General features: G+C 53.3%; 13 protein-coding genes. 2 read left to right on the forward strand and 11 right to left on the reverse strand.

Annotated features, from left to right (window positions below; translation table 11 throughout):
* Window positions 1-1323 precede the first annotated feature (1323 nt).
* Window positions 1324-1536 (forward strand): hypothetical protein, encoded by a 213-nt coding sequence (locus tag JHD74_RS23645; protein WP_178380952.1) that lies wholly within the window; start codon window positions 1324-1326, stop codon window positions 1534-1536.
* Between the two features lie 64 nt (window positions 1537-1600).
* A complete protein-coding gene (gene mutS, locus JHD74_RS23650; RefSeq protein WP_098931735.1) occupies window positions 1601-4156 on the forward strand; it encodes a DNA mismatch repair protein MutS in 2556 nt (851 codons plus the stop codon).
* A gap of 236 nt (window positions 4157-4392) precedes the next feature.
* On the opposite strand, the gene rpoS is transcribed toward mutS, so the two are convergent.
* From rpoS to JHD74_RS23705, 11 genes are all read right to left on the reverse strand, one after another.
* Complete coding sequence (gene rpoS / locus JHD74_RS23655) at window positions 4393-5391, reverse strand: RNA polymerase sigma factor RpoS (RefSeq protein ID WP_024484093.1); 999 nt, start codon at window positions 5389-5391, stop codon at window positions 4393-4395.
* A gap of 54 nt (window positions 5392-5445) precedes the next feature.
* The gene (gene nlpD, locus JHD74_RS23660; protein ID WP_081375847.1) at window positions 5446-6426 is read right to left on the reverse strand and encodes a murein hydrolase activator NlpD; all 981 of its coding nucleotides are present in this window, start codon (window positions 6424-6426) and stop codon (window positions 5446-5448) included.
* A gap of 267 nt (window positions 6427-6693) precedes the next feature.
* Window positions 6694-7320 carry a protein-L-isoaspartate(D-aspartate) O-methyltransferase gene (locus tag JHD74_RS23665; RefSeq protein ID WP_065687018.1) on the reverse strand — a complete coding sequence of 209 codons (627 nt, stop codon included), beginning with the start codon at window positions 7318-7320 and terminating at the stop codon, window positions 6694-6696.
* Window positions 7314-8075 (reverse strand): 5'/3'-nucleotidase SurE, encoded by a 762-nt coding sequence (gene surE / locus JHD74_RS23670; protein WP_065687019.1) that lies wholly within the window; start codon window positions 8073-8075, stop codon window positions 7314-7316. Before surE ends, JHD74_RS23665 begins: the two co-directional genes overlap by 7 nt.
* Before the next feature lie 308 nt (window positions 8076-8383).
* Window positions 8384-9541, reverse strand: a complete 1158-nt coding sequence (locus JHD74_RS23675) for a CfaE/CblD family pilus tip adhesin (RefSeq protein WP_199063640.1) — start codon at window positions 9539-9541, stop codon at window positions 8384-8386.
* Between the two features lie 10 nt (window positions 9542-9551).
* The gene (locus tag JHD74_RS23680) at window positions 9552-12215 is read right to left on the reverse strand and encodes a TcfC E-set like domain-containing protein (RefSeq protein WP_211136457.1); all 2664 of its coding nucleotides are present in this window, start codon (window positions 12213-12215) and stop codon (window positions 9552-9554) included.
* A gap of 116 nt (window positions 12216-12331) precedes the next feature.
* The gene (locus tag JHD74_RS23685; protein WP_074032414.1) at window positions 12332-12829 is read right to left on the reverse strand and encodes a CS1 type fimbrial major subunit; all 498 of its coding nucleotides are present in this window, start codon (window positions 12827-12829) and stop codon (window positions 12332-12334) included.
* Window positions 12830-12911: 82 nt separating this feature from the next.
* Complete coding sequence (locus JHD74_RS23690; protein ID WP_074032416.1) at window positions 12912-13637, reverse strand: hypothetical protein; 726 nt, start codon at window positions 13635-13637, stop codon at window positions 12912-12914.
* 380 nt (window positions 13638-14017) lie between these two features.
* Window positions 14018-15064, reverse strand: coding sequence for a tRNA pseudouridine(13) synthase TruD (gene truD / locus JHD74_RS23695; RefSeq protein WP_074032417.1), 1047 nt, complete (start codon window positions 15062-15064; stop codon window positions 14018-14020).
* A 3-nt stretch (window positions 15065-15067) separates the two neighbouring features.
* Window positions 15068-15541, reverse strand: a complete 474-nt coding sequence (gene ispF / locus JHD74_RS23700) for a 2-C-methyl-D-erythritol 2,4-cyclodiphosphate synthase (RefSeq protein WP_021179414.1) — start codon at window positions 15539-15541, stop codon at window positions 15068-15070.
* An 11-nt stretch (window positions 15542-15552) separates the two neighbouring features.
* A partial coding sequence (locus tag JHD74_RS23705) for a 2-C-methyl-D-erythritol 4-phosphate cytidylyltransferase (RefSeq protein WP_199063641.1) occupies window positions 15553-15991 on the reverse strand: 439 nt, incomplete at its 5' end.

A 15991-nucleotide genomic window follows, 5' to 3' on the forward strand; every position in this document is an offset into this window, starting at 1 on the left:
CCCCCCCCCCCCCCCCCCCCCCCCCCCCCCCCCCCCCCCCCCCCCCCCCCCCCCCTTTTCACGCAGAAGACGGCATACGAGATGATACCTCCTGTCTCGTGGGCTCGGAGATGTGTATAAGAGACAGACGCTGTAGATATTAGCCGAGTCCCCATCAACAAAAGCGATAGAACCCTCGCCATAACGCCAGGCAGGGGTTGGCTCACATCTCAAGGAATCGATGAGCGATTTAAAGGTTACTTTACTTAATGAGCAGGAATAATCTGAGTCTATTAGAATCATTGGAATACTTACCTCCTGGTAAAAATAATCCATCCATATTGGAACGCACAGCATTCAGGAGCACCAATGACTGGCGACCCAATATCGTCTTTAATATATATCCAGGTTCTAATACCATAGGCAGAGCAAGCCAAAATTAATTTCCGGCTCTTTGATTTATGCAAAAAACTCTCTTATCACCTGGATAAAGTCATGACATTCCTTTACACCCAGCCTTATCAGTATATTCTTATAAAATTATTATCGTCAATCACTTTTATTGCTTACAATAACTATCAAACATCATAAAAAACATTCCTTATATTTTATAATCGCTTATAGATGGATTTATTCAAGAACACAATCAATTATAAGACAAAAAGAAAAAACAAAGAGAAAACTCCCATTTAAATCCGCTATGAACGGCAATACAATAACGCATGACATTCAACACAACCCAGCAAATCAATTATTAATCAGGATATCCAACCCCAATCAAAGCTTATTGTTACGCTTTGATTTTTATATTGATAAGTAGAGCTCTTTCGCGCGTAAATGGCCGTTCATCGGGACAGGTAGATATCAAAACCCACCAATCATCAAAAAAGAAGCGCTGACCAAAAGATACCGCCGCCAAACAGTCATACAGGATATAGGGTGGGACTGGAGGGTCTTTCATACCTGCAAGGAGGCGCTATGATAAAGCGCACTTTCTCCATTTTCATCGCCCAGCACGACCGCTATTTTGCTCATGGCTTTGCGTCGGACTAAACGCATTCTACTACTGACAAGAGATATCCCTACGCTGGTTGACAGCGATACTATCCCAACGACCGGGTTAGTGGCTATAAACCGCAGTATTGGAAAATAGCTAACCATTGTGCTTCATGCCCCCTTCTCTAATGCAGCAGCTTGCTTCTTTCAGCCCCCTTTCCTTACCGTTTAACCTCATCGATGTAACCTATTCAGTCTATTACAAGAGCAGTTTGCGTAATGCTTCCAATTTTTGGCTGTGACAGCCTATTGCCTACTGGGCTAGTATAGCGGCTGAAAAAGATCCTGATGCTTGCGGTACGTAAACCTAGGATCTTGCCGAGTTTGGCGCGGCTTTTATCCGCCAATCTCGTCATTGTGCTGGCTTTGAGTGACAAAGGTTTGCCAGCCTGTTTGCCGGTCATATATGCTCAATCCCTTGACCAACCGATTGATTTATTTGAGCAGCGCTTGCTGTTGCTCATCCTGAACGTTTTGGCGGTTTTTAATGAGGCGACGTGATACCCAATGACGACAACGAATATCACAATCAACTTTGAATTCAATGGATTGGAACAGTAACGTTATGACAAGCACCGAAAAACTCGATTCGCACACCCCTATGATGCAGCAATACCTGCGCCTTAAGGCGCAGCATCCGGAGATCTTGCTATTCTATCGGATGGGGGATTTCTACGAGCTGTTCTATGACGATGCCAAACGAGCCTCTCAGTTGCTGGATATCTCGCTGACCAAACGCGGTGCCTCCGCGGGTGAACCCATCCCAATGGCGGGCGTACCTCACCATGCGGTGGAGAACTATCTTGCCAAGCTGGTACAGCTTGGGGAATCGGCCGCAATCTGTGAGCAGATTGGCGACCCAGCCACCAGCAAAGGTCCGGTAGAGCGTAAAGTGGTGCGCATCGTTACCCCTGGCACCATCACCGACGAAGCCCTGCTGCAAGAGCGCCAGGACAACCTGCTGGCTGCCATCTGGCAGGATGGCCGTGGCTTTGGCTATGCCACATTGGATCTCAGCTCCGGCCGCTTCCGCGTTGCCCAGCCAGAAGATCTTGAAACCATGGCAGCCGAGCTGCAACGTACCAATCCGGCTGAGCTGCTGTACCCGGAAAACTTCGAGCAAATGGCGCTGATCGAACAGCGCCACGGTCTGCGCCGTCGCCCGCTGTGGGAATTTGAGCTGGACACCGCACGCCAGCAGTTGAACCTGCAGTTCGGCACCCGCGATCTGACCGGCTTTGGCGTCGAGCAGGCCCATCAGGCACTGCGCGCGGCGGGCTGCCTGCTGCAATATGTCAAAGATACCCAGCGTACTTCGCTGCCACATATCCGTGGCCTCACTATGGAGCGCCAGCAAGACGGCATCATTATGGATGCGGCCACCCGCCGTAACCTGGAAATCACCCAGAACCTGTCCGGCGGCGGTGAAAATACCCTGGCCGCCATCCTCGATCGTACCGTTACCCCAATGGGTAGCCGTATGCTCAAGCGCTGGTTGCATATGCCCACCCGCGACGTCCAGGTGCTGAACAACCGCCAGCAGGCCATCGCTGCATTGCAGCCATTGAGTAGTGAGTTGCAGCAACCTCTGCGTCAGGTTGGCGATCTGGAGCGTATTCTTGCCCGTTTGGCACTGCGCACGGCTCGACCACGGGATCTGGCACGTATGCGCCACGCCTTCCAGCAGTTGCCGGATATCCGCGCCCTGCTGGAAAACGCTGATGCACCACAGATGCAAAAGCTGTTGTCACAGGTCGGTCAATTTGACGAGCTACAGGCACTGCTGGAGCGCGCTATTGTGGAATCCCCACCGGTGTTGGTCCGTGATGGTGGCGTGATTGCTCCGGGTTATAACGAAGAGCTGGATGAATGGCGGGCGCTGGCCGACGGTGCTACCGACTATCTGGATCGCCTGGAGATCCGCGAGCGCGAGAAGCTGGGCCTGGATACGCTGAAGGTTGGTTTCAACGGCGTACATGGTTACTACATTCAGGTCAGCCGTGGGCAAAGCCACCTGGTGCCGATCCACTATGTGCGCCGCCAAACGCTGAAGAATGCAGAACGCTACATCATTCCCGAGCTGAAAGAGTATGAAGACAAGGTGCTGACCTCAAAAGGGAAAGCCTTGGCGATCGAAAAAGGGCTGTATGACGAGCTGTTCGATCTGCTGCTGCCGCATCTGGAGCAACTGCAACAGAGCGCCGGAGCCTTGGCCGAGCTGGATGTGTTAGCCAACCTGGCGGAACGTGCCGAAACGCTGAACTACGCCTGCCCGACCATCACTGAGCAGCCCGGCATTCGCATAGTCGATGGCCGCCACCCGGTGGTGGAACAGGTGCTAAGCGAACCCTTTATTGCCAACCCGGTTTCCCTTTCGCCGCAGCGCCGTATGCTGATCATTACCGGCCCGAATATGGGCGGTAAAAGTACCTATATGCGGCAAACGGCACTGATTGTGTTGCTGGCACATATCGGTAGCTATGTACCGGCGGCAAAAGCCACCATCGGACCGGTGGATCGTATCTTTACCCGGGTGGGCGCAGCAGACGATCTGGCTTCTGGCCGCTCAACCTTTATGGTGGAAATGACCGAGACCGCCAATATCCTGCATAACGCCACGGAAAACAGCCTGGTGCTGATGGATGAGATTGGCCGTGGCACCTCCACCTACGACGGGCTTTCCTTAGCCTGGGCCTGTGCAGAAAACCTGGCCAGCCGCATCAAGGCTATGACGCTGTTTGCCACCCATTACTTTGAGCTGACTACCTTGCCGGAGAAAATGGAGGGCGTGGTTAACGTGCATCTGGATGCGCTGGAGCACGGTGATACCATTGCCTTTATGCATAGCGTACAAGATGGCGCTGCCAGTAAGAGCTACGGCTTGGCGGTGGCGGCGTTGGCCGGTGTGCCACGTGATGTGATCAAACGTGCGCGCCAGAAGCTGCGTGAGTTGGAGAGCCTCTCCAGCCAGACGGCGGCGGGTACGGTAGATGCCACCCAGATGACGTTGTTGAACGACGAGGTGTCACCGGCGGTAGAAGCGTTGGAGACGTTGGATCCGGATTCTCTTTCGCCACGCCAGGCGTTGGAGTGGATCTACCGGCTAAAAAGCTTGGTGTAAGGCTGTTCCATTGACTTGGGCATATGACCCCTCTCCCACAGGGAGAGGGGATTGTCCGAGTTCGTTATCAATTGCAGACACTGGCCTAACCACGTTACTCGTCATCTCTCTTTTACGGAAAAACAGAACGATCACCGTACCTGATGACAACACCGTCAATCGCAGCAAATCGCAGGCATAAAAAAACGGTGAGCGTCATCAACGCTCACCGTTCTTATTTTATGGCTATAACGCGTTTATTCGCGGAACAGTGCCTCAATACTCAGGCCCTGCATTTGCAGAATTTCACGCAGGCGGCGTAAGCCTTCAACCTGGATCTGACGAACACGCTCACGTGTCAGGCCAATCTCACGGCCAACATCTTCCAGCGTAGCCGCTTCATAGCCTAACAGGCCGAAACGGCGAGCCAACACTTCACGCTGTTTGGCGTTCAATTCGAACAGCCATTTGACGATGCTCTGTTTCATATCATCGTCTTGCGTGGTGTCTTCAGGCCCGTTGTCTTTCTCGTCGGTCAGAATGTCCAACAGGGCTTTCTCTGAATCCCCACCTAACGGCGTATCTACAGAAGTGATACGTTCGTTCAGGCGCAGCATACGGCTGACGTCATCAACCGGTTTGTCGAGTTGCTCCGCAATCTCTTCAGCGCTGGGTTCATGATCCAGTTTGTGAGAAAGCTCGCGCGCGGTGCGCAAGTAAACATTCAGTTCTTTGACGATATGGATCGGCAAACGGATAGTCCGGGTTTGATTCATGATCGCCCGTTCAATCGTCTGGCGGATCCACCAGGTCGCATAGGTGGAAAAACGGAAACCGCGCTCTGGGTCAAACTTTTCCACCGCACGGATCAGACCAAGGTTACCCTCTTCGATCAGATCCAGCAGCGCCAGGCCGCGATTGCTATAACGACGGGCAATTTTCACTACCAGCCTCAGGTTACTTTCTATCATGCGGCGGCGGGACGGCACGTCTCCGCGCAGTGCACGCCGCGCAAAATAAACTTCTTCCTCTGCGGTTAGCAGAGGGGAGTAACCGATTTCGCCCAGATAGAGCTGCGTGGCATCCAATACGCGTTGGGTAACACCTTGAGACAACAGCTCGTCTTCCGCCAAGTCATTCTCGCTGGTCTCTTCTTCTACCTGCGCTTTTTCATCGAATGACTCAGCCTCCATGGCGTTCTCATCGAAATCTGCATCGTCATGTAACTCGTTAACTTTCAGCGTATTTTGGCTCATAAAGCGGCTCCTACCCGTGATACCGCGAGCAGAATACAACGCATTCTGCCCAATCTATCGCTGCGGAAGATAACGCAGCGGGTTTACGGATTTCCCCTTGTAACGAATCTCGAAATGCAAACGTACTGAACTGGTTCCGGTGCTTCCCATCGTTGCTATTTTCTGCCCCGCCTTCACTTCTTGTTGTTCCCGGACCAGCATGGTGTCGTTATGGGCGTAGGCACTCAAGTAATCATCGTTATGTTTGATGATGATTAGATTACCGTAACCCCGCAAAGCGTTGCCTGCGTACACTACACGGCCATCGGCGGTAGCAACAATCGGCTGCCCACGGGAACCAGAGATATCGATGCCTTTGTTCCCACCTTCCGATGAGGAGAAGTTATCGATGATCTTACCGTCAGTTGGCCATTTCCAGGTGCTAACTGGGGCGCTGTTGCTGGCGGTGCTGCTCGCCGGAGGCGTAGCGGCTGGTGCGGTAACAGGAGCTGCGGCTGAGCCTGCCACAACGGCTCCTGATGCAGGTAACATTTTACCTACATTCTGTTTACTCGAGTTATCAGAATACGCGTTCGTTGATTGAGAATCAACCGTTGCAGTTTGTATCTGAGTGGTAGAAGGTGGTTTTGACACCGTACCATTCCCACCCGCTAACATCCCACCGCCGCCGTTGGCAGAACCGCTCCCCAGTTGCAGGGTTTGGCCGACTTCCAGGCTGTATGGCTGTGGAATATTGTTGCGTTGGGCCAGATCGCGGAAATCGTTGCCGGTGATCCAGGCAATATAGAACAACGTGTCGCCACGTTTAACGGTATAGGTGCTGCCACCGTTGTAGCTCCCTTTGGGGATCGAGTTATAGCTACGGTTGTAAACAATACGCCCCTGTGGTGCATTACCGCCACCGGCGTTAGCCGATGCCGCGGCTCCACCACCACCAACGCTGCTGATAGGTGCCGAAGTAGAATTTTTATCCGAACAACCCACTAACCAAACACTTAACATCGTACACACCGCAACTCGGCGTAAAGAACTCATTGGGCTTCCCGTGCTCATGCTTCCCCCATGACAGCAATATCAAAAAATACCTTATACATCGTAGCCGAGCTTTATCGTTCTACAGCACAAGGTTTCCCCGGCCGATCCCTGAAAACCAGAAGATCACCCACCAGGGAGCTAAAAAACCGTGGCGCCAATGCTAGCCACATTGGCACGATCACGCCATAAGACAACTACATACTGGAACAATTCTAATGAAAATTAATATTATTCAACTTATTTATCCGTCATGTTGCTCTGCGTAGGCTAAGCCAGTTCGCCCTTGACCAAGGGAACGAATCGCACCGCTTCAACGGTATCGATGGAAAATTCACCGCCCCGCCGCTGAATGCATTGCAGTACCTGAGCCTGTTCGCCCACCGGCAACACCAAAATTCCACCGTCGTCCAACTGCTGCATCAACGCCTGCGGGATCTCCGGCGGCGCGGCCGTTACGATGATCGCATCAAATGGTCCACGCGACCCCCAGCCTTGCCAACCGTCGCCATGGCGGGTTGAGACATTGTGCAGATCAAGCTGCTTGAGACGACGTTTGGCCTGCCACTGTAGCCCTTTGATGCGTTCAACGGAGCAGACATGCTGCACCATATGCGCCAGGATCGCGGTCTGATAACCCGAACCGGTGCCAATCTCCAGCACGCGTGAGCTCGGCTGCAGGTTCAGCAGCTCGGTCATGCGCGCGACCATATAAGGCTGAGAAATCGTCTGCCCCGACCCAATAGGCAGGGCCGTGTTCTCATAGGCTTTATGGGCTAATGCTTCATCAACAAAACGCTCACGCGGTACGTTCTCGATTGCCTTGAGCAGCCGTTCGTCCCTGATCCCCTGCTGGCGCAGCTGTGCCAGCAGCGTTTGTATGCGTTTGTTCACCATTCCCCGCTAACCTCTGCTTTGGTTAACCATTTTGATAGCACATCTTGCGCCCCGTAGGCGGTCAAATCCACCTGCAAAGGCGTGACCGACACGTAACCCTGCTCCACGGCGGCAAAATCCGTGTCTGGGCCCGCATCGAATTTATCACCCGGTGGCCCGATCCAATACAGCATCTGGCCACGCGGATCCGGTTGGCTAAACACCTTATCGGCGGGATGCCGGCTGCCACAGCGGGTCACACGTATCCCTTTAATTTCCGCCAACGGTAAATCAGGGACATTGATATTTAGGATTTTACCGGTACGCAGCGGTTCTTGTTGCAGCGCGCGCAATATACGGCAGGTGACTACCGCCGCCGTCTCATAATGCTGATGACCATTGAGCGACACCGCCAAAGCGGGTAGCCCCAGATGGCGGCCTTCCATCGCAGCCGCCACGGTGCCGGAATAGATAACGTCATCACCCAGATTTGGTCCGGCGTTGATACCAGACACCACAATCTCCGGTGCTGGCAGCATCAGTTCATTAACGCCAAGGTAGACACAGTCCGTCGGGGTGCCCTGCTGCACGGCAATATCGCCGTTGGGCAACGTCAGCGTACGCAGCGGCGACTCCAGCGTCAGCGCGTTGGAAGAGCCACTACGGTTACGATCGGGGGCCACCACCTGCACTTCGGCGAATTCACGCAACGCCGCCGCCAGTATCTGGATACCCGGGGCGCTAACGCCGTCGTCGTTGCTCAGTAGTATTCTCATAATGAATTTAAACGACTTTCTTGATGAAAGCGATAAAACGAAGAGTTTGACTTACCTTGCTACATCCATCTGTTTTTAATGATATTTTCAATAGTAAGCCCAACCTGCCGTGTTACCCATTGTGACTTGCGTGGTACAGCAAGGCTTGCCTCGCTGTTGCTGATAGTATTAGCCAAAACAGCCAGCTATGCGATCTACTATACAATTCAACGGTCATCAGTGGCAAACGGGGCAGGATAGCCCCTCGGCAAAGGGGCCGGGTTGACTACCTGAGGTAGGGTGAGGGCCGACGAGTTCGCCCCTCCAGACTATTGGGTCGTGGGCATATAAACAACGCGCAGCTTGCCGGTGTAATCCCCCGCCGTTTTATCCGCCATTGAGAAGGCAGGCGTCGTCAGGGTCAGCGGGGCCGGCACGCAAAGTACCGCGGCTCCACCGCCAGGTAGAACCACCAGCCGCTGAATATTGCGGCGGTTGGTATCGCTCCAGACGATTTCTTTGCCATTGGCGACGTTTTGCACTGCCCCGGTGGTGGGATTGATCACGCTGACCTGGTAGTCCAGCCGGTCACGTGGCTTGGATTTATCCCCCCCATTACGATACAGGGAGAATTGCCCGTCTGCTCGCTCCGGTGCGGTGATGCCCTCATCCTGAAATAGCAGGCTGATGCGTTTACTGGCCGAGTTGTTGCCGTCGTAGAGGCACATATCCAGGCTGGTACTACCGCTAACGCTCTTGCCGCTACCAACGCCTGGCCGAGTTTTCAGGTTCAGGTTAACAACTGGTGCCGAAGTCGGGAAAGCGGGTAGATAAATCTGCTGATTACTATCATCCGTCACATTGAACACGATGTCCGCAGACCAGGTATGTAATTTCGTGACGTTCGTACACCCCTCTGCCGTACTGCTCCAGTCTCCCGAACAAGAAGTAATAGGCCATTGCATCAGGTCTTGTTTAAGCGTGGCCGTCCAACGTCCAGCACTTAACTTCTTCAGTTCTGCCTGAGGAATCGAAAACGTAAAAAAGGCCTCACAGGGCCCGTCAGCCTCAGCGCTACCAATAGTACCCAGAGTGCACTTCTTCCCGTCCGTCTTCGGTATCGTTATTCTGCTGCCTTCAATGACCAAAGAGACCACGGTTGTCGTTTCTGCCAAAGTAAAATTCAGCGTTATTTTTGTGGGCCTTACCGATGAATTATTCCAGACCGGTTTAGTCAGGCATGCACCATATTTTTTGTCGGTACGACTTTGGCAGACCAGAGTGTTACGCCCCCACTTTGGTTGATCATTTTCATCAAACCCGGCAGATAAATTATCCCAGATAACAACTTTTGCAGGCACAGAGTCCAGAGCTAGCCCCATGGTTAACACCGTATTTTGTGCTACGGGTGGTGTCGCAGCCAACGTCGCGGTGGGGAAAACCAACAACGCTGGCAGGAGCATTAAAGCATTGACGCTTATTTTCATTTTCAGATCCTTAATTCATGTTCATCGCCACCGGCACTCCAGAGCCATGGCCCTGCCGCACGGCCATCAATTGCGCCTGCTTCTGCTCGGCTGGCGGTATGTTAGCCATGGTCACCCCTGCACAGCGGGTGGTACCGACATAGCGCACCACGTCACGCATGGCCTGCACCTTCATGGCACACTGATAGAACTGCGAGCCACGCATCAGATACAGTTGCTTCATTGGCCGGGTGGTTTCCAGGCTAAAGCCACCTTCACCCAGCGGGGTCCAGGACAGCACGTTAAGAGGAATGCCGTTAACCAAAGGCCTATCCTGCTCATCCAGCATTCTGCCCAACCAGGTGTAGCGCGAAGTCACCTCAATATTCCGGCGCAGCACTTTCCCCGGCACCATAAACGCCATACGCGTTCCCGCCCCTCGGCGGATCTCGCTGCTGATACCGGCAGGAGCGCTAAGTGATTCGTTGATATCAAAGGTGGTTGGCTGATAGCCCGGTACGGTAAACAGTGCCCGGCTGTTGCTGCGTACGTCCGTCTGGCCGCTGCCGTCTACCGCTACGCTGATCAATGCGGCACGGCTCTCTTCCCCTGCATCCACCCCAACCGTGATCGCGGAGGCCGGGCGGCCATCTCCCCAGCGTCCCCAATAAAGTCCGCTGCGATCGACCAACAAAGAAGAGCTATAGCTGCCGCTGCTGCTGAGCGTGTGCCGGTTCGCTACCTTGTCATAGGCGTCACTGACGGCGAAGCTGCCGTTACCGTACTGCCCACCGGCACGGGCGTAGGTTGCAGCGGTCAGGGTCTGGCTATTGACGCCATAAATCGAAGCCCCCATCTCATTTTGCCCGCTCTCATCCATATAGCGGCTGTAGTTGGCGTTATAACTGAGTTGCCCTTCCCCACGCTGGCTATTGCGATAGTTGGCGGCCAGAGAGGTAGTGCTGTTAGTGGCACCGCCACGGCGCCCAGAGAACGATAGGCTGACGGTGAAGTAGCCGCCTTTGTCGGTTCCCTGCTGGCCGCTATCATGGCGCCTGAAAGCGCTGACTCCGCTGTTGATGTTAATGTCGTTGAACGCAAAGGAACGGCTGACCCCAATCTGCCAGGTTTGACTACGCGAACGCGTCGTGTAGATCTGCTCCCAAGGGGCGACATCCTGATGGTGGTCATCATTGCCAGACAGTTCACTGCGATAGCGGTAACGCCCTCCACTGCTGTTAAGCGAGTAGCCAATATTGGCAAACCACTGCGCGAGCGGGACTGAAAGCATCAGGTTGGAACTCTGGTAACAACCGCTAAAACCATAGTTTCTCTGTTGAGAGCCGCAGTCAGGCACCGAGAGGGCCGAGCGGTAGAAACTCAATGAAAAACCGTCGTTATAGTTTATTTGCTGAATATTTCCCCGTGTCCCCTCGCTACCGGCCAGATAACTGGCGCGAGCCGTCATGACGCCATCCAACGGGCCACTGTTAAAACCATGGCTCCAGTCCGCCGCCCCTTCCCAGTAGTGTACGTCGCTCAATATCGTGCTACCCGCAGTCAGCGACAGCGAATCGGTCAACGGAATACGCAACCCGCCTTGCACCACCCGCCGATCGTCCGCCATAGGATGCGTATCGTGGTCTACTTCAACCCCGGCTTGCAGGAACCACTGAGGGCCATTGAGCTGAGACACACCGGTGTTGGTATAAGGAACGGTTTCTGTCCTGACTAACTGGTTATCCTCATAGATCCGCAATGTGACGGTATAGCTGCCGCTGGGGAAGGTACGCGTATCCAGTTCCTGTGCCCCGGCATTCAGGTAAAAGGAAGACAGTAACTGTTCGTCACGATAGGCGTCGATGCGAGCGTTGCGCGAAAGGAAGACCGAGACCGGGGTCCCACGGGAAACCAGGCTCTGGTTGACCCAGGCCGTGGTCGAACCAGCCCGTAACCCACGGATCTTGCCAATCGGCAATTGGCTCAGGTTGATGTTGCCCCCCGCGTTGCTGAAGATGTCACGGGAGTCCATCATACCGCCTTGCAGATAGAGGCTTTTCCACAAGTCCTGCCGAAAATAGGCATTATTCATCTCTATCTGCTGATGGTTGCTATGGCGGTAGCGCTGCCCCGTATAGAACCAGTCGGCATTAAGATAGCCATTTTCAGTGACGCCCAGTGAGCCAGTCCCCTGCAGCGACAATGACTGATAGCTTTCATCAGCAACAAAATTGAGGTTTTGCTGATGGATCAGCGCATTTTCACTTTCTGCTGTCGCCTGATAGAAACCGCTACCGACAGCTTTTTTCGGGAGGTACTGACGGTCAAGGAACAGGTTAACCCGGGAATTATTCTCGTCATAGATGATGCCAACCGTCTGGGTTTCCAGATAGTCGCAACTTGGCGCGTTACCATTACCGCTGCAGGCAAGGTTGCCATTACGCGCGAGCGGTTGCCCCAGCGCTGTCATCAGTTGTGCACCAAGCTCAGGATCGTCGTTGAACTGTTGCTTCACGGCATCAGCCAGTTCCGCTGGCTTTATGAAGACAACCTGTTCCAGATTAATATTGGCTTCATAAAGCCCGAGAGACTTGCCATAAAGGGAAACATCAACCCAAACAAGCTGCCCTTGTGCCAAGGCCTCGAAGCCTGGTGGAATTTTAGGGGTAGCCGACGAATCGTGTTGCATAATCATAAGGCCTACCAACAACCCTGCAGATAGGCTAGCGCGAAAAGCCATTATTCATCCCTGATAAAAATGGGGCTAAGAGCCCCATAAGATATGAAAACAAACTTTTGAATTGGGTCGTCTTAAGGAGCCTTGGTCGCCTGAGTCACCACCAGGCTAACAATGCCGCTGTAGGTGCCAGTGGCGATAGTGCCTTGCGTGGTCTGGGCAAAACGCAGCGGCAGAACGTCTGAACCATTTTCGATTCCCGCAGGGAACAGGGTCGCCGCTTCCAGCAGTTGGTTGGTGGTGGTCAGCACCGTTCCACCCAGGCTTACGGTCAATGGGATCTTGTTAACCCCATTGACATCCGCCAGGCTCGCGGCTCTGACCAGGCGAACGTTAACGCCTGCGGTAGCGTTGTTAGACCAGACCTTGGTGTTCAGGTTAAAAGGCGTCAGGCCTTTGCCTGGCAAATACTGCATATCGATGCTGCTTGGCAAACCGGTATTATCAGGTTGCGTCATATCAATCGTCGCATCCACGTTGGCATTCACAGTAATATCTTTCTGCACTGCCTGAACTGAAAATACGGCAGCCATGGTTGAAACGATCAGCAGTGGTTTAATAAACTTTTTCATAAAATCTCCATTTTATTTTATAAATAACATCCAACTTTACTCACCCCATAAGATCGGGGCTCTACATGATTTGACTCCACACTTAAAGCTTTACAGACAAATCAATTTCTTCAACGCGCTTCTTAAGCCAGTTAAAATAACGCGCTTTATATTTCTTCCCTGGTATTACCATTAGCGAGGCAATTTTAAGCTCGGTACCGGGATATATCGTGGTGGTTTCTTTTTTCCAGTTGCAAACACCGCCCTGGTCACAAACCCCCACCTCTCGTAGCGGAATACGCAACGTACCGTCATTGATAACCTGGCCGCGCTGTGCATCCAGCGTCAGGCTGGCAATGGCCTTTTTAGGTGCAACGTGGACCAATGCCCCCCACACCAGGTTGATGCCTACCTTGGTCGTGGTCATCTGCGGGCTGGCAGCGGCAACGTTATCTTCTAATTCCGGCACGCCTTCAAAATAAACTCGCCAGGTGGTTTCTTTTTCCGGTAACTCCAGGGCGACCAACCGTACAAGGCGTTGGCTACCTGCCGAAATAGCCAATTTTTGCGGCGTTATCACCAGCGAGCTTTGTCCAAATTGTTCAACGTCCGCTTCTTGTTCTTGTTTAGTGCCAGGATTTAGTATTTGTTTTTCCATTACCTTGACGAATTGCACCCCGTCGCTTTGGGATATAACCCTTATTTGCGCGGCTCCAGTTTCGCCGATCCCGACTTCCATAGGATAAACGCTCATATTGGCCAATACACAACCTGGTAAAAAACAAAAAATAGCAACACCACTCAGGCGTTTAATAATATTGAGCTTCATGATTAATCCGTAATGAGAGTCTCTTATATCAAACTTTAAAACACAGCCAACTCCAGCCACGCTTAGTCTCGTAAAATTCGCAGCAAGTATAAAAACCAATGAGCACGCAGATCAACTTAATAATTATAATAATAACAACAAGAATAAAGGACTCGGTAAGCCAATGATAATAAACAAGATAATTTTTAATTATAACAAACAGAAATAAACAAATTATAATATTTAAGGTGAATTAGAAGATGAGGTTTTAATCAATGGCGCAATACGGGGGAAATTAGCTTGGTAAGCCAGGACAGTGACAGCATTTTCGCTGTCTTATTCAGTTCAGGCAGAGTTCCTTTCTGCCTGAACGAGAAAGCAAAAATTGATTAAGCTAACGGCTACTCGGCAATATCCGCGTCACTGCTAACCAATTGCATTATTTCGCGTACCACGCTGGTAGCGAAACTGCCTGCCGGTAACCAGAAACGTAATTCCACGGTGACATCATCCCACCAGTTCCACTGCATTTTCTGCGGCTGTAGCAGCAAGGCCCGTCGTGCAGGCTCTACGCGCTCACGCTTTAACAGACTCAGCAATTCCGGCTGCTGCGCCAGGCAACTTTGTTCAAACTCCAGTACCTCTGCGGCAGTTCCCGGCTCACCATCCCCCGGCAATGGAGCGGTGATCATCAGTTCACCCGCGTCTAACCGTTGTTGCAGGGTAGCTAGCTCTTCCGCTTTGGCCACGAACCAGCTCCCGCGGCCAGCCAGCTGTAACGCATCCCCCTCCAGCACCGTTTGCTGCTGTTGGTTAGCCAAACGTTGGCTGGTAATGAGGTTGAACAACGCACTGCGGCTGGCAGACAGGTAGAAGCTACGTTTGCTGCGCTCCTTGACCCGGATCTCATCGTTGGCCCAGCGACGTGCCATCGTCAGGTTGTTGCCACCACGGCCAAAGCGCTGGCTGCCAAAGTAGTTCGGCACGCCGTCCGCCGCGATGGCCTGCAAACGCTGCTCCACTTCTTGGCGATCGCTGATCTGGCGCAGCACCAGGGTAAATTCGTTACCCTTCAACGTACCGATGCGTAGCTTGCGTAGGTGGCGAGCGGCCTGTAGCACTTCGCAGCCTTCCAACGCAAACTGGCTGAGATCGGGAGATTCTTTCCCCGGCAGATGCAGACAGAACCACTGCTCGGTGACCGCATGGCGATCTTTCAAACCGGCATAGCTGACCGAACGGGCATGAATGCCGGCAAACTTCGCCAGAGAGTCCGCCACAAACTGGGTGTTGCAGCCGTTCTTGCGGATGTTCACCAACAGGTGCTCACCTTCGCCGTCCGGCGTAAAGCCCAGATCCTCAACCACCACAAAGTCTTCCGGGTTGGCTTTCAGCACGCCGGTAGCCGCTGGCTTGCCGTGCAACCAGGTCAGATTAGCCATGTCCATGCGTTATTCCTTGATCAACAGGGCAACCGCTTCGCAGGCAATGCCTTCGCCACGGCCGGTAAAGCCCAGTTGCTCGGTGGTGGTCGCTTTGACGTTAACATCGTCCATATGGCATTGCAGATCTTCCGCCAGGAAGATGCGCATCTGAGGAATGTGTGGTGCCATCTTCGGTGCCTGCGCAATGATGGTGACATCCAGATTACCCAGACGATAGCCCTTGGCACGAATGCGTTTCCAGGCTTCACGCAGCAGCTCACGGCTGTCTGCCCCTTTGAAGGCCGGATCGGTATCCGGGAACAGCTTGCCGATATCCCCCAACGCCGCCGCCCCCAGCAGGGCATCGGTGGCTGCATGCAGCGCCACGTCACCATCGGAGTGAGCCAGCAGTCCTTTTTCATAAGGAATGCGAACACCGCCGATCACCAACGGCCCTTCGCCGCCAAATTTATGGACATCAAAACCGTGACCGATACGCATGATGCGCTCCTTTAGTTGTTCAACTGAGTCAAATAGAACGCCGCCAGCGCCAAATCCTCTGGCCGCGTCACTTTAATATTGTCCGCACGCCCCGCCACCAGCAACGGATGATAGCCGCAATGCTCCAGCGCCGAGGCTTCATCGGTCACCGTAGCCCCTTCATCCAGGGCACGTTGCAGGCAGAGTTTAAGCAGTTCCAGCGGGAACAGCTGTGGCGTCAGTGCATGCCACAAATCCTGGCGTTCGACGGTGTGCGAGATGATGCTTTGGCCCACCTGCGCACGCTTCATGGTATCACGCACCGGTGCAGCAAGAATGCCGCCGACCTTACTGTGTGCCGTGATCGCGAGCAACCGCTCCAGATCGTCGGGATGCAGGCAAGGGCGGGCAGCATCGTGGACCAAAACCCAGTGTGCGTTGCCTGCCAATTGCAGCCCGGCCAGTACCGAA

Source organism: Serratia sp. ASV30, assembly GCF_016428815.1.
Taxonomy (GTDB): domain Bacteria; phylum Pseudomonadota; class Gammaproteobacteria; order Enterobacterales; family Enterobacteriaceae; genus Chania; species Chania fonticola_C.